The sequence below is a fragment of the Achromobacter sp. 1L-A-4-B-C2 genome (genome assembly GCF_057291955.1).
Map to the genome: position 1 here is coordinate 799,660 of NZ_JBXAWP010000001.1, position 18,946 is coordinate 818,605.

The following is an 18,946-nucleotide window of genomic DNA, read 5'->3' on the forward strand; positions in this document are numbered from 1 at the left end:
GAAGTGGCCGTCATTTTACTCAGTTCCCCCAGAACGTCCGGTACACCAGCGCGATGCCGTTGACCGACCCGCCCTTCAAGTCCACGGAAAGCCCGCGCGCCAGACGGTAACTGGCCCGGCCCACGGTGTCGCTGCCGGCCAGCGCCTGCTCCACGCTTAGCGTGATGCCGTTGGCGAAAGACTTGCTGGCCACCAGGAACTGGGTTGCCAGCTGGCTGTCACTGTCCCGGTTTACGTCGCCGGCCACCGTGCGGTCGGGCAGGATGCTGCCCGAACTGCCGATATTGCCGGTGCGCACGCTGACATCGTCCAGCCCGAACTGTTTGTAGAACGGCTGGCCGCCGCCCAGCAGCGCGGTGCCCACCGACACCAGCAAGGCCGCGTCGCTGCCGCTTTCGTCGGGTCCGCGCCCCAGCAGCAGCCAGGACAGCTTTTCGACATCGCTGACGTCCGGGTAGGACACCAGGTCGATACGCGGGCGCTGCGCGGTGCCGACCACCTTGACGCCGGCCTCGACCTGTTCGCCCGTGCGCAGGGCTTCGATGTCCAGCAGCGGGTTGTCCAGCCGGCCCTGGAACGTCAGCGTGCCCCGGCTGAGACGCAGCTTCTGGCCATAGGCCTCGATGCCGCCGCCCCGCGTGCGCAACGCGCCCACGCCGGTCAGCCTGCCATCATTAAGCAGAATCTGGATGGAGCCCAGCAGCCCGGCGTCCAGCCCCATGCCCGTAATGTAGAAACGCGGCCCCATGTCGAACTTCAGGTTCATGCTGGTTTGCAGCGGCGTGGACACCGTGGCGCGATCCTGGCCCGGATGAATGACTTTGACGTCGTCATCCAGCGACGGCACGCCCTGCAGGATTTCCAGGCTGAACCACCCGGCGTCAGCCTTGAGGTCGCCCACGATGTCGATGCGCGGCATGGCGGCCGTCAGCGTGACCGTGCCGGAAACCATGGCGTAGCGGTCCGAGCGCTGCAAGGCCGGAAAGCGGTACAGCGTCAGCTTGATGTCGCCACCGCCGTCCATGATGTTCCACTGCCCGCGCGCCTCGGCGTAGCCGCCCTTGGCCTCGGGGTTGGTCGTGATCCATTCCTTGGTGCGCCATTCGGCCGGCATCACGCGCAGCGATGCCGGAAAGCGCAGGCTGTCCAACACCAGCCGCTGGCCATCCAGCCGCGCCGACAGCGTGCCGTCCACCAGGCGCACGCCGTCGTCAATGCGGACCAGGCGCAGCTTGTCGCCCCGGATGTTGCCCGTGGCCGACCATTTTCCGGCCAAGGTGCCTTGCACCTCGACGTTGGCCTTGACGGCGCCGCCCACTTCCATCGAATCGCCCACAAACAGGCCGACCCAGGCCAGATCGGCAATGTCGGCGTCCAGCTTGGCACGCAGCGGCTGGCGCTCGTCCAGCGCCATGCCGCCCTTGGCGTCCACGCGCAGCACGGCGGTGCCGGTGCCGTTCACGGTGCCCATCTTGGCGGTAGCCAGGTCGATTCTGGCGTCCAGGCGGCTGGCGTTGGGCGACGTGGGCGTGGCCGTCAGGTCCAGCACAAGCGCCTTCAATCCCAGGGGGACGGGCGGGTCGCCGGGGATCAGCAGGTCGCCTTCACGGCGGGCAATGCGCGCCTTGCCCGCCAGGCGGCCGTCAAATTTCAAGTCCCAAAGCAGGTCCAGGGCGATGCGGCGCTGGCCCTCGGGCACCATGGCGTTTACGCGCGAGGGGCCCTTGCCCAGCTTGGCGGCGGCCTCGGGGTCCAGCGCGCCGATCACCTGGCGGGCCATGGCGGCCGTGATGACCAGGTTGTCGGCCTGGCCGGCGGTTTCCCAGCGCTTGCCACCGCCGCGCGAGCCTTGGTGCGCCAAGGTCAGGCGTTCCTTGCCCGGCAGCGTCACGCTGAGAACGGTCTGGCCCACCTGCCATTGCCATTGCGGGTGCACGGCCGACGGCAGATAGGCCAAAGAGACCGCCCGGTCAGCCGCCACGACAAACCCGGCGCTATCGGCCGTCAGCTTGGAAAAGGTGCCGCGCCAGCCCACCAGCGCCGCGTCGGGCTGGCCCGCGGGGCCCTTGCCCCAGCCGCCGGCAAAGACGATATTGGCTTTGGCCGGCGCCTCGCCCAGCACGCCCGCGCGGGGCTTGGCGGGGGTGTAACCGGCGTTGAGCTCGCCGCGATGCGCCGCGATATTGCCGGCCAGCTTGCCCTTGAGCTCGGCGCCGCCCGGGATGCCGGGCCAGAAGGCGTCCAGCTGCGGCGCCTGCGCGTCCAAGGTCAGCGCGCCGTCGGTGGCGTCCATCTCGCCCGATGCGCGGATGCGGTTGCGACCCAGCTTCAAGTCCACGTCCAGGCCGTGAATGCGCAGTCCGGACAGCGGGTCGGAGGAGGCGGCGGGTGCGGGTGCGGTCGTTGGCGCCGTTGTGGAGCCCGCCGGTGCGGGTGCCGGTGCGGGTGCCGGTGCGGGTGCCGGTGCGGGTGCCGGTGCGGGTGCCGTTGCGGGTGTCGGTGCAGGTGCCGTTGCGGGTGCCGGTGCGGGTGCCGGCGCCGTCGCTGTTGCCGGTGCCGCGGCCGGTGCCGATCCGGGCTCGGTTGCGGCGATGTCCACTTGCGCTTTCACGCCGCCCGTCAGCGGCTGCTTGTTCCAGCGGGTGCCCTCTTCGAAACGCAGGTCAATGGCGGCATGGCGCAACTGGCTCAGGTTTTCAATGTCGGCCTGCACGTCGCCGCGCACCGTCAGGACTGCCGGGGGCACGTCCTTGCCCAACCACGGCGCCAGATCCAAACGCTGCGCGCTGATCGTGCCGGTGATGCGGTCGCGGCCGGCGACTTGGCCGGCGCCCGATTGCAGGTCGAACTGGGCGGCCAGGGTCGACTTATCCGGCAGCTGCGCGTTGGCGCGGGCGCTGCGCAGGATAAGCGCGGTGCGCGGGGCCAGGTCGGCCACCACGTCCAGCAGCATCCCCGACCCGGCACCGTCCAGCTTGGCCTGGATGCCATCCATCGACCCCGCCGCATCGGCGCGCAGCACGACCTGGCAGGCGGGCGCGGGCGGGCCGGCGATCTCGGAAGTAGCGGCTTTGGAGCCGGCGCTCGCGCCCGGCCCGGCGGCCACATTGGCGTTCCCCGTGGCTTTGGGATTTACCTGTGCGCTTGCTGTGGTCGTCCGCGCATCGGCTTTGTTGCGGCCCTGATTGGCTTTGGAGTTCGCCTGCGCGTCGGCTTTGGAGTTCGCCTGCACGTCGGCTTTGGAGTTCGCCTGCGCATCGGCTTTGGAGCTCGCCTGCACGTTCGCGTCGGACGCCGGCGCATTGGCTTTGGAGTTCGCCTGCGCGTTGCTCGGTGCGCTGCCGCGCGGTTTCGCCGCTGTTCCGGATTGCGGCGCAGTGCGTGCGCCCGGTTGCGCCGTGCGTTCGGCGCTGGCGGCGCGCTTGGCTTGCGACGTCGTGTCCCCTTGCTTGCCCGTCGCGGCCGGACCCGCCGCGAATACGCCCCCTAATCGGTCCGCCTGACACAAGGGAGATTCGGGGCCGGAACCGCGCGCGGTCACATCCAGGCGCGCGGCGAACGGCCAGGGGTCGGCCATGCCTTGCAGCTGCGCTTCGCCCGACACCTGCGCCTCGCCCACCTCGTGGCCAACCCGCAGCGACGCGATGCGCAGCTGCGCGCCTTGCTTGCCGGCCGCGAACGTCGCGCTAAGGTCGCCCAGCGTGACCGGCAACGGCTGGCCGTCCTGCACCAGTTGAAAGTCACCCAGGGCCAGGCGGTCCACGGCAATATCCACGGGCAGGGACGGCAAGGAAAACGGCTCGCTATCGTCCGGCGTGGCGGGCGCCTCGGCTGACGGGGCCAAGGCCACGCGCACCGATTCCGCCGACACGTCGCGCACATGCAGCCGCCGCTGGCCCAGCGCGCGCCAGTCCACATTCAGATGTAGCCGGCTGATATCGACGCGCGTGCCGCCCGCGTCCACGTCCAGCTTGCCCACGGTCACGCCGCGCAACAACGATCCGTTCACGTCCAGCGCCTGGCCGTTCAACTGCTGTGCGGCGGTGGTCAGCAACAGCCGCGTGCCGCTTTGCGACCCCACCAGCCAGAACAGGAAGCCGGCGGCCAGCAACAGCAGCATCGCCAAACCCGGCAGCCACCACACCAGCACCTGCCGCAGGAATTTGCGCAACAGCTTCAAAACGCGATCCCCAACGAAAAGTGCAGACGCAGGTCGCGCTCGCGCTGGCCGTAGGCCACGTCCAGGAACAAGGGGCCGGCGGGGGTGCGCACCCGCGCGCCGACGCCGTAGCCCACCGCCAGGGACATGTCGCCGAAGGACTCGGCGGCATCGCCCGCGTCCACGAACACGCCCATGCCCCAGCGTTCGTTGAAATAGTGGTCGTATTCGACGCTACCTACAACCAGCGTCGGCGCGCCCACCACGGCGTTGTCGCGTTGCACGCCGATGCTTTGATATTTGTAGCCGCGTATGGACCGCGCGCCGCCCGTGCGAAAGCCGAAGTCGTCCGGCACCTGCACCTTGCTGCTGGACCACACGCGGCCGACCTCGCCGCGCACCGTCAAGACGTCCAGCTTGCCGATGGGCCACCATTTCTGCGCACGCAGGCGGGCGCGGGTATAGGGTTCGCCAGTGTCCAGCGTCACGCCCACGCCGCCGCCCACGGCAATCAGGTTGCCTTCGCGCGGGTCATATTTGTTGTCGACGTCGCGGCGCAGCCATTCGGCCGTGGCGGTCAGCGTGGGCAACGTATATTCGTCGCCGCCGTCGATTTTTACGTGGTCCTGTGCCAGCAGCAGGCCCCAACGCGTTTCATATTCGACGCGGCTGTCGCCCGCGCCCTTGCGCTCTTGCAGACGCGTGGCGCCCAGGGCATAGCGGGTTACATCCAGGCCCTGGATGTCGGAATGGTCGGCCAGCACGCCAAACGAATCCTTGTAGCCGCGCTCGGTGGGCGGCAGCAGGAAGTCGGCGTAGGCGCGCTGACGCAGACGGTCCACGCTGAAACCGGTTTCCATGGTGACGGGTTGGCCGAAGACCACGTTCTGGCGGTATAGCGATTCCACGCGTACGCCCGCCTCGTCGTCTACGCCGATCGACGCCGTGAACCGCTTGGGCGGCGCTTCCACCACGCGCACCTGCACGGGCAAGGTCACTTCGCCGTCCGAGTCATAGGCGGGCGGCGGCGGCGGCACCGCGCCCGACACAGTCGGGTCGCCCGCGGGCGTGGCGGCGGCCACATCGGCAGAGCCGGGCGCGCGGGCGCGATCGGATTTCACGTCGGCCGCCTGCGGCGGCGTGCTGCCGGGCGGCTCCAACGACACGAAGGCGCCGCGAAAGAAGGCCGTTGATTGCAGGTCCTGCTGCCAGGTATCCAGTCGGTTCTGATCGTAGGCGGCCCCGACCGAATAGCGCACGTAGCGCTGCACCAGCTTGTCCGGTACGCGTTTCAGGCCTTCGGTGGTCAGTTCGCCCATACGGACCTGCGGCCCGCTGTCCACGGTCACCTGCAAGGCGGCGGTGGCCGTGTCGGCCATGATTTCCGCCTGCGATGCCGTCATGCGCGCCAGCATGAAGTCGCGCGTCGAAATCTCATCCAGCAGGTTCGACTTGGCCCGATTCCAGTCACTATTGATAAATGGCTGTCCGGCCTTGAGCTGCCAGTCGTCGCGCAGCTTTTGCACACGCTGGGCGAATTCCGGACGCGTGATGCGGCCGGTGAACTTCAGGTCCACGGACGAGACGGTCGTGCGCTTGCCCGGCACGATGCCGATATCCCAGGTTTCCCCGCCGATATCGGTGCCGGATTCCAGCGTTACCGTGGGTGAAAAGTAACCCTGCGTGGCCAGCGCGGCCAGCGTGGCGTCGCGCGCACGGCGTCGCAGCCGGTTGATTTCGCCCCCGTCCTGGTCTTCAGCCAGCCGAGCAATGGCATCAACGGCCTCGGTAATGGCCGTCAGCGCGGCCGGCGGCACGCCGCCCGGGTCCACGATGACTTCCGGCCGCTTGGCCAACGCCTCGGCTGAAAACACGCATAGTCCTGCCAGAATGGCGCGGGCTGCCCATTGCATGTGTCAGGTCGGCTGCTGGACGACAATAGACGGAAATTTTCCGGCCATATCACGCGGTAGCGCGGCCACCCCGGCGGCCAGCTTGCGGGCAATGGCACGATAAAGCCCGGCGGCTTCGCTACCGGCATCCGACACCACGGTGGGCTTGCCGGCGTCCGTTTGTTCGCGGATGGCAAGCGTCAGCGGCAGGCTGCCCAGCCAGGGCGTTTGATACTGCTCGGCCATGCGCTGGCCGCCGCCTTCACCAAAAATGTGTTCGGCATGACCGCACTGCGAGCAGATGTGAATGGCCATGTTTTCGACCACGCCCAGAATCGGCACTTCAACCTTCTGGAACATGCGCAAGCCCTTGCGGGCGTCCAGCAGCGCGATGTCCTGCGGCGTGGTCACGATGACGGCGCCCACCACCGGCACCTTCTGCGCCAGTGTCAACGCCACATCGCCCGTGCCGGGAGGCATGTCGACGATCAGGTAATCCAGGTCGCGCCAATTGGTCTGGCGCAGCAACTGTTCCAGCGCCTGCGTCACCATCGGGCCGCGCCAGATGGCGGGGGAATCGGCGTCGATCAGGAAGCCGATGGAATTAGCCTGCAAGCCGTGGCCCGTCAGGGGTTCCATGCTTTTGTTGTCCAGGCTTTCCGGGCGGCCCGAAATGCCCAGCATCGTGGGCACGCTGGGGCCATAGATGTCGGCGTCCAGCACGCCGACCTTGGCGCCCTCGGCCGACAAGGCCAGCGCCAGGTTCACGGCGGTGGTGCTCTTGCCCACGCCGCCCTTGCCCGACGCAACGGCAATGATGTTGCGCACGTTGGGCAGCGGCTTCAAGCCCTTCTGCACCGCGTGGGCCGCAACCTTCCAGGTGATGTTGATGCGGGCGTCGGGAACGCCGGCCTGGGCCAGCGCCGCGGCCGCCACGGCGGCCACCTGTTCCCGCACGCCGTCGGCGGGATACCCCAATTCCAGGGTGACAGCCACGCGGCCGCCTGTCAGGTCGATGTCACGATCTTTTACAGAAACGCCCAGGTCCAAACCCGTGTTGGGGTCGCGCGCCGCGCGCAAAGCGGCGCGGATGTTTTCTATCGTTATACTCATGTCACTATGGTTCCGTAGGCAGCGCGGCTTCTGCGGGCCGCCATCCCCTAAAGGATAGCGGATACGCGGGAACCTTTCGCTGCGTTTTGCATCCGACCTTCATGACCAACACACTTATCCGCTTCTTCCGTGCCGTCCTTTTCGCCGCCCTGGCCTTGATCGGTATGGCGATGGCGCTGGTCTTCATGCTGTCCACGGCGCTTGCCGTGGCGATCCTTTACGTGGTCGCCAAGGTGCGCGGCAAACCTTTCGGCGTCCGCGCCTACTGGAGCCAGCGCCAAGGCGCCCGACCGGGACCCTTCCAGACCGCCACCGCCCCCTTCGCCACGCAGCCGCGCGGCGATGTGATCGACGTCGAAGCTCGCGAAGTTCGCTAACGTCGGCATGACGTAAACGCTTGCGCCGCGTGCGGCGCAAGCTTGCCGTTGCCTTTGCCGTCGCCCGGTACGACCGCCCGGACTGCCCGCGCCGGGTACCGCCACCGACTGCCGGCCGCCACCCATTCCAACCCGCCTGAATCGCGCCCGCGCGATCGGCGGGTTGCGTCGTTATCGGGCCGCGCCGGGGCAAGTCCACGCCATTGTCCTAAAATGGCCCGCCAAACCCTTTTTCCCTCCCCCTCTGTCGACAACCATGTCTCGCACCCTATTTGTCACCACAGCGCTGCCCTACGCCAACGGATCCTTCCACATCGGCCACATCATGGAATACATCCAGGCTGATATCTGGGTGCGTTCGATGCGAATGGCGGGCCACACGGTGCATTTCGTGGGTGCCGACGACGCGCACGGCGCGCCGATCATGTTGAAGGCCGAAAAAGAGGGCATCACGCCGCAGGCGCTGGTGGCCCGCTACGCCGCTGAACGCCCGCAGTACCTGAACGGCTTCCACATCCGTTTCGACCACTGGCATTCCACCGATTCGGCGGAAAACGTCGCGCTGTCGCATGACATCTACCGCGCGCTGCGCGAGCAGAACCTGATCGAAACGCGCTCCATCGAACAGTTCTACGACCCGGTCAAGGGCATGTTCCTGGCCGACCGCTACATCAAGGGCGAATGCCCCAAGTGCCACGCCAAGGACCAATACGGCGATTCCTGCGAAGTGTGCGGCGCCGTGTACGCGCCCACCGAACTCATCAACCCGTATTCGGCGCTGACCGGCGCGACGCCGGTGCTGAAGTCGTCCGACCACTTTTTCTTCAAGTTGTCCGATCCCCGTTGCGTGGAATTCCTGCAGCAATGGACCACCGGGTCCAACGCCAACGGCGGCAAGCACTTGCAGCCGGAAATGCTGGCCAAGACGCGGGAATGGCTAGGCGCCGAAGACGGCGAGGCCAAGCTGGGCGACTGGGACATCTCGCGCGATGCCCCCTACTTCGGCATTGAGATCCCCGACGCGCCGGGCAAGTACTTCTACGTGTGGCTGGACGCGCCGGTGGGCTATCTGGCGTCGCTGAAGTCGTACTGCGCGGTCAAGGGCCTGGACTTCGACGCCCTGCTCGACCCCAACGGCACCACCGAACAAGTGCACTTTATTGGCAAGGACATCGTGTATTTCCACGCGCTGTTCTGGCCCGCCATGCTGAAATTCGCCGGGCGCAAGACGCCGGACGCGGTCAATGTGCACGGTTTCATCACCGTCAGCGGTGAAAAAATGTCCAAGAGCCGCGGCACCGGCATTTCGCCGCTGCGCTATCTGGAACTGGGCATGAACGCGGAATGGATGCGCTATTACATCGCCGCCAAGTTGAACGCCCGCGTCGAGGACGTGGACTTCAACCCCGAGGATTTCATCGCGCGCGTCAATAGCGACCTGGTCGGCAAATACGTCAACATCGCCAGCCGCGCCGCCAGCTTCATCACCAAGCACTTTGACGGCGTGCTGGGCTATTCCGGCGACACCGCCGCGTTGTCGGCCGAATACGCCGAACAGGCCGAGTCGATCCGCGCCGCTTTCGAGGCACGCGAATACAACCGCGCCATTCGCGAGATCATGGCTTACGCCGACCGCATCAACCAGGCGTTCGACACCGCGCAGCCGTGGGTGCTGGCCAAGGGCCTGGCCACCGCCGACGACGCGCAAAAGGCCGCGTTGCAAGACATCTGCTCGCGTTCGCTGGCCGGCTTCAAGGCGTTGTCGGTGATGCTGGCGCCGGTGCTGCCGTCGCTGGCCGAGCGCGTCGCGCTGGAGTTGTTTGGCGCCCAAGCGCCGTTCACCTGGGCCGATGCCGCCGTGCTGCCGCAGCGCGTGGCACCGTTCAAGCACCTGATGCAACGCGTGGAACCCCAGATGCTGGAAGACCTGTTCGAACCGCCCGCCGCCCCCGTCGTTGTGCCCGGTGGCGAGCCCGTTGCCGAAACCATTTCCATCGACGATTTCGCCCGCGTGGATCTGCGCATTGCGCAGATCGTCAACTGCGAACACGTCGAAGGCTCGACCAAGCTGCTGCGCCTGACGCTGGACGTGGGCGAAGGCCGCCACCGCAACGTGTTCTCGGGCATCAAGTCGGCCTACAAGCCCGAAGACCTGATCGGCAAGCTGACCGTCATGGTGGCCAACCTGGCGCCGCGCAAGATGAAGTTCGGCGTGTCCGAAGGCATGGTGCTGGCCGCCAGCCACGCGGACGAAGCCGTGGACGCCGGCATCTATGTGCTGGAGCCCTTCCCCGGCGCCAAGCCCGGCATGCGCGTGCGTTGATCGGCGCATCCGCCTGACGCAAAAAAGGCCCGCCGGTAATGGCGGGCTTTTCTTTGGCAGACGGCCCGGGCCAGGGCTACGGCTGGGTGGGCGCCAGCTCCGGGTCCAGCGAATGGCGTTCGTCGAAGACGAAGCATTTGCCGTCATACCCGACGCCGCCGGTTTCCTCGAAATACTTCAGGATGCCGCCGTCCAGCTGATACACGTTGGGAATGCCCGCCTCGTTCATGTAAATGGCGGCTTTTTCGCAGCGGATGCCGCCCGTGCAGAAGCTGACCACCGTCTTGCCTTCCAGTTCGGCGCGGTGCGCCTGTACGGCGGCCGGAAACTGCGTGAAGCGTTCGATGCGCCAATCGATGGCGTTCTTGAACGTGCCTTCATCGACTTCAAAGGCGTTGCGCGTGTCCAGCATGACGACGGGGCGGCCGGCATCGTCGGCGCCCTGCTCTAGCCAGCGCGCCAGCGTCTTGGCGTCCACCCCCGGCGCACGGCCCGCTTCAGGGCGGATGGTGGGGTGGTCCATGCGAATGATTTCGCGCTTGATCTTGACCAGCAGCTTGCGAAACGGCACGCCTTCGCTATGGCTGAATTTCACTTCCAGGTCTACAAAGCGCGCATCGGCGCGCAGCGTTTGCAGGAAGCTGTCGATGCCCTGGGCGGAACCCGCCAGGAACAGGTTGATGCCTTCTTCGGCCAGCAGGATGGTGCCCTTGAGCCCGCAGTCGCCAGCCACGGTCAACAGGTGGGCGCGCAGGTCGGGCAGGAGATCCAGCGAAACGAATTTGTAGGCGGCGATATTGACGACGGCAGTCATGGCAAAGCAATGCAAAGCGGTGGGCGAAGGCCGTAATAGTAAACGCTGGGCGGATCGCCCCGCAGGCGCGAGCGCCGGGCACGCCCCGCCGCCCAGCGCCCGGCTTGATCCGTATCAACGGCTGACGATTTCCTGCTCGATCACCGCGTCCAGCACCCAGCGCGTGGTTGAAGCGCCCGGCGGCGGGTTCGGGTCGGTCACTTCAACCACGCGCAGCCGGTAACGGATGCCCGGCTGAAACTGAAAGCCCGTGATGTCGCCATACCAGTACTGCCACGGCTGCGAGGCGCTGTCGCGCACCTGATAGCACAGCGCGCGACCGGCGCCCCCGTTGCAGGGCACGCGCTCGGCATTCACATAGACCAGCTTGGTCGGCCCGGCTTGCCCGCCCGCCACCGGGTCCACGCGGCGGCCAAAGTCCAGCGTATCGCCGCTGGCAAGCACCCACGTCATGCGCTGAGGGTTGTTGGTGTTGTCCAGCGACGTCGCGGTGATGCGCGTCAGCCCAGTCAGGAAGTCCTGCTCAAGCTGCATGTTCTGCGGCGCGCACGCCATCATCGTGGCGACCGGATTCGCTTGCACGATCAGTTGGCCGTTAGCCACGGTATAGGGCGCGTTGTATTGGTTGCAACCCGCAAAGCCCGATACCCGCGGCGCACCTTGCACATGGACGAAGCTGACAGTCAGGGGACGCGAATTCGACGAGGGATGCGGAATCGTCCGCAAGCCGCCGCCCGGCGAGGTCCAGCGCGCCAGGTCCCAGCTGGTCTGGGCCAGGATGTCGGAGGCGGAAGCGGGTTGGAAGCGGCGGTCTTGCCCATCGGCGGCGCGATGGGACGGGCCGGCGCAAGCGGCCAGGGCAACGGCTAGCGCGCATGGCGCCAGCCAGCGCAGGATAGCGGTAAAGGGCATGGGCGGTCTCCGCACGTGAGCACGTCAGCAGGTCAGCAAGTCGGGCCGCGCCACGGCGCGATGCCGGGCGCGGAAAGGCGACATTATCGCGCTGCCAAGGGCTTACGGCGTGGGCGGGTCCTGACGGCGTTCAAATTCCAGCACGTCGCCGCCGCGCAAGTTGAACGTCAGGTGCCGGGGCGCGCCACCGCTGTCCAACGTGAAGGTGTCGATGGCGGTCAGGCCGCGCAGGTAGTCGGCTTCAAGCTTGGCGCGTTCGGGCGGCACGCAGGCCATGCGCGTGGTGGCCGGGGCGTCGATAAACAACTTGCCGCTTTGCAGCTTGTACGACCCCATATAGCGGTTGCAGCCGGAAAAGCCGTTGACGCGGTACTGCTTGCCTTGCGCCAGAAAGGTCAGCTGCACCGGCTCGCCGTTATCACCGTGGGGGATGTCGCGCTGGGCGCCGCCCGTCTGGGTCCAGCGCACCAGTTCCCAACTTGTCTGGGCCAGGGAATCTGCACTGGTGGCGGCATTGGCCGCGGCGGCGCCTTGCGGGCGCGCGCCTCCGGTGGACCCCGCGCAACCCGCCAATGCCAGGGTCAGCAGGCTCAGGCACAGCAGCCGGCAACGCGAAGACAGAGGGGTAGGCATGAATAGGTCTCCTAAAGGTTTCATAGCCCCGACTGTAACCGGCACAGGCCTGTAACGTCCTGCTCTCTAAACCCTACAGCCGTATCCAAAAGCAGCACGATGGCCCGATTCCATCACGCCGAAGATGCAGGGTGCTGCATCGAATGCCGCATGGCGGCGCCTGTGTCCGACGCGCAGAATCATTCCAGACCACGCATCTGGCCACCCTGGCAGCACAGGGCAAACAAGCCGATCGCAACGTAACGAACGACGCATGCGTCGGCCGCTTCTGGCCGGCCATAAAAGATTACCGGGAGACACGGCGATGGGCTTCTTGAGAACTCTACTGGCGCTATCAGTGGTGCTGGACCACCTGGGCGGCGGCTACGCCGATCACCTTGTCGGCGGGCGGCTGGCGGTGCAACTGTTTTATGTGATTTCGGGCTTTCTGATTTCATATGTGCTGACCGCCACGGACAACTACCAGGGCGCCACGGGCAAGTTCTACGCCAATCGTTTCCTGCGCCTGTTCCCCATCTATCTGACGGTGGCGGGCCTGACCCTGCTGGCGCATGTTTTAAGCGGCGGCGCGTTCTTCCGCTTCTATGCAGCCCTGCCCTTCTCGGCCGATCTTTTCCTGGTGCTGTCCAACCTGTTCATCTTCGGACAGGACTGGTTGATGTTCTTCGGCATCGAACACTCGGCGCTGGCATTCACGGGCAGCTTCGCCAATAGCGAAGTGCCGCTCTACCAGGGATTGCTGGTGCCGCAGGCCTGGACGCTCGGTGTCGAAATGAGCTTCTACCTGGTCGCGCCTTTTGTTCTGGGATCGCCGCGCAGATTGTTGGCCCTGCTGGCCGCATCGTTGGCGCTGCGCGGCGTCTTGATCGTGACCGGCGTCGGCGTGACGGATCCCTGGACCTATCGGTTCTTTCCCACCGAACTGGCGTTGTTCCTGATCGGTTCGCTATCGCACCAGGTACTGCTGCCGCGCTTCAAGGCCTGGACGCGCCGGTTTCACCGGCTGCCTGAAGCGGGCACCGTGGCGCTGTTCATCTACACGCTGCTGCACTTTTCCATCGGCATCAATCCGACGGTGCGTGATGGGTTGGCGGTGCTGCTGTTTGCCGCGCTGTTGCCGCTGGCTTTTCTGTTTCAGTCGCGCCACCGCCTGGACAAGGCCATCGGAGAACTCAGCTACCCGATCTATATCTGTCATTCGCTGGTGATCCTGTTCTTCAGCTGGTTGCTCAACGACGTTGAAATGCACCAGCCCATGTTGTTCGCGGCATTGGTGATCGCGGGTTGCATCGGGTTTTCGGCGCTATTGAACGGCTTGGTGGCGGACCCCGTGGAACGCTTGCGCAGCCGCCTGCGCCGCAAGCCGCAGCCGGGCGAATTCATGCCCGCGCCGGACCCGCATCGCCGGCCGCAAAGCGCGGTGCCGCCCAGCCCGGCTCAACCCATGGGGCCTATTCGCCGCGTGCCTTGATGTAGGCGGCAAGCACGAGTTCGATCTGCCGCTTTTCCTGCGAGCTCAAGCGTGAATAGGTGGCGTAGGACACCGATTCGAAGGGCCACGCCGGTGGGGCCGGCAGGTCGCCGGGATTGGCGTTGGCCGCGGTCGGCTCGGCATAGCCGGAGCTAAGCATCGGCCCTTCTCCGGTACTGAGCCACATCGGGCTGACCCGCAGAGCGCGGGTCAATTTGATAAGCGCATCGCTGGAGGGCTGCTGGCGCTGCCCGCTTTCGTAGTTGCCGATAGCGCTTTGCGACAGGTTGCTTGCGACCGCCAAGTCCTTTTGAGTCCATCCCTGAAGCATTCTTGCGTTGCGCAGACGATGGCTAAACGTGTCCAATCGATCAACCTGAGACATTAATATGAAATTATTTATTTGATTAAAACATCTCAACACTGGCGCCAAATAAACGGATTGCGCCCCAATTTCAGGGTTAATCCGTAAATCGCAATATTCGCGTGCTTGCGTGTCGCATGAGCCCCGCCGGCACGGCTTTATCGAGCGGGTCACACCGACGAAAACCCAAGCCGGCCAGCCACTTACCGCAATAATGCAGCGTGCGCGGAAAGGGTAGTCGCACCGGGGTACAACCCGCAAGCCCGACGTTAAAGCCGCACGAGTTTATGAGCAATTCCGTATGCAAAATAGAAAATAATGTATCGGTAATACTTAATAATCCGCTGAGGCAGGGGCGCAAAGCCCGAGGCGGCGCGGTGCTTTCCGCTACTGTTCCGTGACGCCACGGTTACCATCAGAAACTACAGAAACGTATCTTCACAAAAAAACACGCCCGTGTTTAAATGAAACACGGGCGTGACTTCAAGGCGGCATAGTCCTCGCCGCTGGTGGCCAGCATCGGACAGGAAGCCGGCCGAAGCCCGTGCCCACATTCAAAAAAACACCGCCAGACGGTCTCGTCATGGCGCGACGCTCCGTGCCGCGCCGGCTCATTGGAAGCATCAATGAATAACACGCTGGATGTCATTTTCCTTGGCAATGACGATGCCAAGCACGCCAGGCTTGTGGATGCCTTGTCTCATCTGGGTTTCTGCGTACGCCGTTGCCATGACCTGATCGACGTCTACGACCGCTATTCCCGCCGCCCCAGTCCGCTGGTCGTGCTGGACGCGCCGCTTTCCGATATCCACAACGCCGCCGTACGCTTGCGCGCGGTCGATCGGGGCCTGGGCATTGTCGCCATCGCCGCCTTTGCAGACGCCGAAAGCCGGATCCGCACGCTGCTGTGCGGTGCGGACGCCTGCCTGCCTCCCGATGTGACGGGGCTGGAATTGGCCGCGGCATTGCAGGCGCTGGTGCGCCGAGCGGTGGGGCTTGACGGCATGGAAGCCGCGGCGGACACGCACGCCGAAGAACCGGCGCAGGAAACCTGGCGCCTGGCCAACAAGGGGTGGACACTGATCAGCCCCGCCGGCCGCACACTGGGGCTGACCACCGGCGAACGCGATTTTCTGTCGCGGCTGGTGACGGCGCCCGATCGCAAGATCAGCCGTGACGCGTTCTACGCCGATGGGGCCGACGATGCAGACAGCGGCATCACGCGCCGGCGCTTCGTCGACGTCATGATCAGCCGCTTGCGGCGCAAGGCCACCGCCAACCAGATGACATTGCCGATCCGGGCTGTGCACGGCTGGGGCTATATGTTCGCGGCGGATATCGCGCTGGACCCGGACTATCGAGCTTCAGGGGAGGACAGCCGGCAGGACGGGCTGGAAGAATGGGGCCGCGAAACCGAAGACGCCGGCGCGGCAAACTGATCTGGGCGCAAAGCCCATGGCGCGTTCAGATTGAACGGGCGAAAAAAACGCGGCGCTGCCCCCGAGAGGTAAGACGCCGCGCTAAAACAACACGTGAACCCGGAGTCATCAGCCGGCACTGATGCCTTCTACCTGGATCACGCGATTCCAACATTCGTGCCTCATACTGCTCACGCACGGTCCGACCGTGAACTTCTGCGCGGTCTCTAGTCCGCGCACAAGCTGCAACGTGATCAACGCCTGGGTGCTGGCCGGCCCCGACTACTGGCTGACTTCCACCCGTATCAGCGGTTTTCCACTTGGATAGCCGCGTGATGAACGAAGTTTATGACTTGGCACCCGAATCCAGTAATTCTTTGTTGATAGCCTTCTATACCTATTTGATATAGCAGAGCCCTTTGAGTCATCGTCCTAAAATGCGGACTAAAGGACAGGTCCAATGCCGCTAACCTCTGTGTCGCTGATGCGCCTGCACAAGAAAGTGCTGGCGGTGTTTCCCCCCAACTGGTGCCTGGCCATCCTGGTTGCGCTGGACGGCTACGCATTCATGCACCCCGTGCTGCGCGAAGTGCGCGCGCGCGAATATTCGTTCTGGCTGGCGCTGGACAATTGGCATGAAGTGATGCGCGTGGTGGGCCTGTTGGAAATCCCGCGCCTGGTGCTGGGTGTGGGGCTACAGGTGATTGCCATCGGCCTGATCTTGAAGGCGCGCATCGCCTGGGCGTTCTCGCTGGTGCTGCTGATCGGCATCGGCACCTTCGCGATTCTTGGCGACAGCGGCCGCGCGGGGCTGGGCATCTACACGATGGTGCTGGTGATTGCGCTGGGGGTGTATTGGCGCCGCTTTGACCGCGCAAGCGTGACGGCGGGTTCGCTGTTCGCGCTGGTCAGCGTGATGTCCCTGTTGATCTACGCCGTCTTCGGCACCCTCTACCTGGGCGAAGAATTCAACCCGCCGGTCAAGGACGCGGGCACCGCGTTCTACTTTTCCATCGTGTCGATGTCGACCGTGGGCTATGGCGACATCACGCCGCACAGCACCACCGCCAGGCTCTTTACCGCGTCGATTATCATCCTGGGCATTACCGTGTTCGCCACGTCCATCAGCGCCATCGCCGGCCCGGTGATCGGCGGCAACTTGAAACGGCTGGTCAAAGGCAAGTTTTCAACCGCCATGAGAAAAAACCACATCATCATCGCGGGCGCGACGCCGCTGGCGCTTAGCGTCTACGCTGGATTGCGCCGGCGCGGCGACGAGGTCACGGTAATCGTGCCGCCCGGCATGCCGCATGAATACCCCGCCGCCACCGATTTGATCGAAGGCGACCCGTCCAGCGTAGACGTGTTGCACAACGCCGGCGTGACGCGTGCGCGCTATGTGCTGGCGCTTCGCGACGACGACGCCGAAAACGCATTCATCGTGCTGGCCGCCAAAGAGGCCACGGCGCAGGGCGGCGCCAAGACGGTGGCGCTGGTCAACACCAGCAAGCATCTGGAAAAGATCCGGCGCGTGCATCCGGACCTGGTGTTCTCGGTGCAACTGCTGGGCGCCGAGTTGCTGGCGCGTGCCATCAACGGCGAACCGATGGACGGCCAGGCCATCACCGACTTGTTCTTCGCCAAGGCCGAACCGCAGGCCAAGGCGTCCTGATCGCTACGCCGCTGTCGCGCCCGGCGGCGTAGCTTGCGCCAGCGCGCCCGTCGTCGCGCCACCCGACGATGGCGGCACCGCGCCTGGCGGCGAGTGCTTTGCGTACCAGGGGATGAATTCGGCCGACGGCATCGGCCGCGCAAACAAATAGCCCTGGATGAACGCCACGCCGCGCGCCGTCAGGTAGTCAAACTGGACCTGCGTTTCAACGCCCTCGGCCACCACCGCCAGATTCAGCCGGTGCGACAAGGTGATGATCACGTCCAGCACCGGCGCCTCTTCACCGGTCGGCAGAATGGACTGCACGAAGCCCTTGTCGATCTTCAGGTAGTCCACCGGAAACTTCTGCAGGTACGACAGCGAACAATGCCCCGTGCCGAAATCGTCGATCGCCACACGCACGCCCGCCGCCCGCAACGCCTCGATGTTGCGGCGCGCCTGGCCGCTGTCCTGGATCAGGCTGCGCTCGGTAATTTCCAGCACCAGCAGCGGCCGCCGCGCGGCCACGTTGGCCAGAAACGCCTGCATGTCGGGCACCAGCAGGTTGCTCGACAGATGCTCGGGCGCGATGTTCACGCCGATGTGAAAGTCAGGCGGGGTGCGCCACGTTTGCAAATCGCGTTCGATCAGCCGCAGCAGGTGCTGGGTCAAGGCAATGATCATGCCCTCGGCTTCGGCGGCCGCAATGAAGATGTCCGGCCGCACGAAACCCACGCCGGGCCGGTTCCATCGCATCAGCGCTTCCACGCCTTCGCACTGCCCGGTCAGTTGCCCATACACCGGTTGGTAATGCACCTGGAATTCATTGGCCAGCATGGCGCGGCGCAACTGCTCTTTGAATGACAGGCGGTTCAGTTGCAGGCGATACGCCGCAAACGCCAGGCCCGCGCCAATCAATAAGGTGGCGGGCAGGTAGCTCAGCAACAGCTGCTTCCAGGCGTGCATCATGCTTGCCGTGGGCGCCCTCACGTTGATCGCCAACGCGACCCGCCCGTTGTTGCGCGTGATTTCGTCGTACACGGGCTGGATGCCGGCGTCGTCGTCGCTCCAGGAATCGCTGTGTATGGGCGCGCCCTTGCCCACGATCAGTTCAATGCGATAGTCGCCCAACGTGCCCACGGCGTTCAGCAGGTCCAGCACGTAGCGGCCGTCCAGCGCGACGGCGCCGCTAAAGCCCGGGGCGCCCGGCTTGCCCAGCAGAATTGCCGGGCGGTCCGGCGCCAGCGGCGTGCCCGCCACTGAAAACAGCCAGCGGTCGGGCGTGCCGTCGATGGGCCATTTGCGGAAATCGCCCAATTCGGAATCCACTTCGCCGACGATCGAAGAACAATAAATGTGGCGATCGTTGGCCAGCACCAAGGCGCGGAAATACGGGTTGAGCGTGCCCCAGCGACGCAGCTGCGGCAACACCTGAGCACAGGGCTGCGGCGTCAGCTCGGCCACCTGATCCAGCACCGGCCACGCCTGCGCAAGCATGTTCTCGATTTGCACGCGCACGATCTGCGCGGCGGCTTCGGCTTCGGTCCTTTGCTGCTTTTTGGCGTGGATCCAGGTCCCCGCCAGGCACAGCAGCGCGGGTAGCACCAACGCCAGCGCCACCGGCAGGTACCGCCAGGACGGCACGCGAACCGTTATTCCCGATGTGGCCACAACTGCCTCGCTGAATAGTCCGTGCAGCCCAAGTGCCGCTTCGACGCATGACACACCATGGCCGAGGTAACGTCAAGTTACTTTGCGGGCACAAAAGCGCGGCGCGCACGGGCTGGCATTGCGGGGGGACGCTGGGCTATTGTTGACC

The 18,946-nt window shown here is 65.3% G+C and carries 13 protein-coding genes; 5 read left to right on the forward strand and 8 right to left on the reverse strand.

The annotated features are described in order from the left end of the window. Positions 1-19: 19 nt before the first annotated feature. Genes AC0Z35_RS03600 through apbC form a run of 3 tightly spaced genes read right to left on the reverse strand, consistent with a single transcriptional unit; the run spans position 20 to position 7,164 of the window. Positions 20-4,180, reverse strand: coding sequence for a translocation/assembly module TamB domain-containing protein (locus tag AC0Z35_RS03600; RefSeq protein WP_485131357.1), 4,161 nt, complete (start codon positions 4,178-4,180; stop codon positions 20-22). Continuing rightward, on the reverse strand, positions 4,177-6,072 hold the full coding sequence (locus AC0Z35_RS03605) for an autotransporter assembly complex protein TamA (protein ID WP_104141915.1): 1,896 nt from the start codon (positions 6,070-6,072) through the stop codon (positions 4,177-4,179). Before AC0Z35_RS03605 ends, AC0Z35_RS03600 begins: the two co-directional genes overlap by 4 nt. Positions 6,073-6,075: 3 nt before the next feature. Continuing rightward, positions 6,076-7,164, reverse strand: coding sequence for an iron-sulfur cluster carrier protein ApbC (apbC, locus tag AC0Z35_RS03610; protein ID WP_120157003.1), 1,089 nt, complete (start codon positions 7,162-7,164; stop codon positions 6,076-6,078). Positions 7,165-7,265: 101 nt separating this feature from the next. Between apbC and AC0Z35_RS03615 the strand changes: the two genes are divergently transcribed. Together AC0Z35_RS03615 and metG are read left to right on the forward strand one after the other, a co-directional pair. Next, a complete protein-coding gene (locus AC0Z35_RS03615; protein ID WP_006221752.1) occupies positions 7,266-7,541 on the forward strand; it encodes a hypothetical protein in 276 nt (91 codons plus the stop codon). 202 nt (positions 7,542-7,743) lie between these two features. Next, positions 7,744-9,864 (forward strand): methionine--tRNA ligase, encoded by a 2,121-nt coding sequence (metG, locus tag AC0Z35_RS03620; protein WP_262984199.1) that lies wholly within the window; start codon positions 7,744-7,746, stop codon positions 9,862-9,864. Between the two features lie 76 nt (positions 9,865-9,940). On the opposite strand, the gene AC0Z35_RS03625 is transcribed toward metG, so the two are convergent. The 3 genes from AC0Z35_RS03625 to AC0Z35_RS03635 form a co-directional block, all read right to left on the reverse strand. Continuing rightward, on the reverse strand, positions 9,941-10,678 hold the full coding sequence (locus AC0Z35_RS03625; RefSeq protein ID WP_485131356.1) for a sulfurtransferase: 738 nt from the start codon (positions 10,676-10,678) through the stop codon (positions 9,941-9,943). A 114-nt stretch (positions 10,679-10,792) separates the two neighbouring features. Beyond that, positions 10,793-11,590: a DUF4377 domain-containing protein gene (locus AC0Z35_RS03630; RefSeq protein ID WP_485131355.1), complete on the reverse strand. Its 798-nt coding sequence runs from the start codon at positions 11,588-11,590 to the stop codon at positions 10,793-10,795. A gap of 102 nt (positions 11,591-11,692) precedes the next feature. Continuing rightward, positions 11,693-12,223: an META domain-containing protein gene (locus AC0Z35_RS03635; protein ID WP_046805114.1), complete on the reverse strand. Its 531-nt coding sequence runs from the start codon at positions 12,221-12,223 to the stop codon at positions 11,693-11,695. Positions 12,224-12,527: 304 nt separating this feature from the next. Between AC0Z35_RS03635 and AC0Z35_RS03640 the strand changes: the two genes are divergently transcribed. Then, a complete protein-coding gene (locus tag AC0Z35_RS03640; protein ID WP_046805115.1) occupies positions 12,528-13,694 on the forward strand; it encodes an acyltransferase family protein in 1,167 nt (388 codons plus the stop codon). Here the strand turns inward: AC0Z35_RS03640 and AC0Z35_RS03645 are convergent. Further along, positions 13,675-14,079: a helix-turn-helix domain-containing protein gene (locus AC0Z35_RS03645; RefSeq protein ID WP_485131354.1), complete on the reverse strand. Its 405-nt coding sequence runs from the start codon at positions 14,077-14,079 to the stop codon at positions 13,675-13,677. The genes AC0Z35_RS03640 and AC0Z35_RS03645 overlap by 20 nt on opposite strands. Positions 14,080-14,684: 605 nt before the next feature. Here AC0Z35_RS03645 and AC0Z35_RS03650 point away from each other — a divergent pair. After that, positions 14,685-15,497 (forward strand): winged helix-turn-helix domain-containing protein, encoded by an 813-nt coding sequence (locus AC0Z35_RS03650; RefSeq protein ID WP_046805116.1) that lies wholly within the window; start codon positions 14,685-14,687, stop codon positions 15,495-15,497. A gap of 439 nt (positions 15,498-15,936) precedes the next feature. Further along, positions 15,937-17,148 (forward strand): voltage-gated potassium channel protein, encoded by a 1,212-nt coding sequence (kch, locus tag AC0Z35_RS03655; RefSeq protein WP_485131353.1) that lies wholly within the window; start codon positions 15,937-15,939, stop codon positions 17,146-17,148. A 3-nt stretch (positions 17,149-17,151) separates the two neighbouring features. Here kch and AC0Z35_RS03660 read toward each other — a convergent pair whose 3' ends face one another. Next, the gene (locus AC0Z35_RS03660; protein WP_319308419.1) at positions 17,152-18,771 is read right to left on the reverse strand and encodes an EAL domain-containing protein; all 1,620 of its coding nucleotides are present in this window, start codon (positions 18,769-18,771) and stop codon (positions 17,152-17,154) included. Between the last annotated feature and the right edge of the window lie 175 nt (positions 18,772-18,946).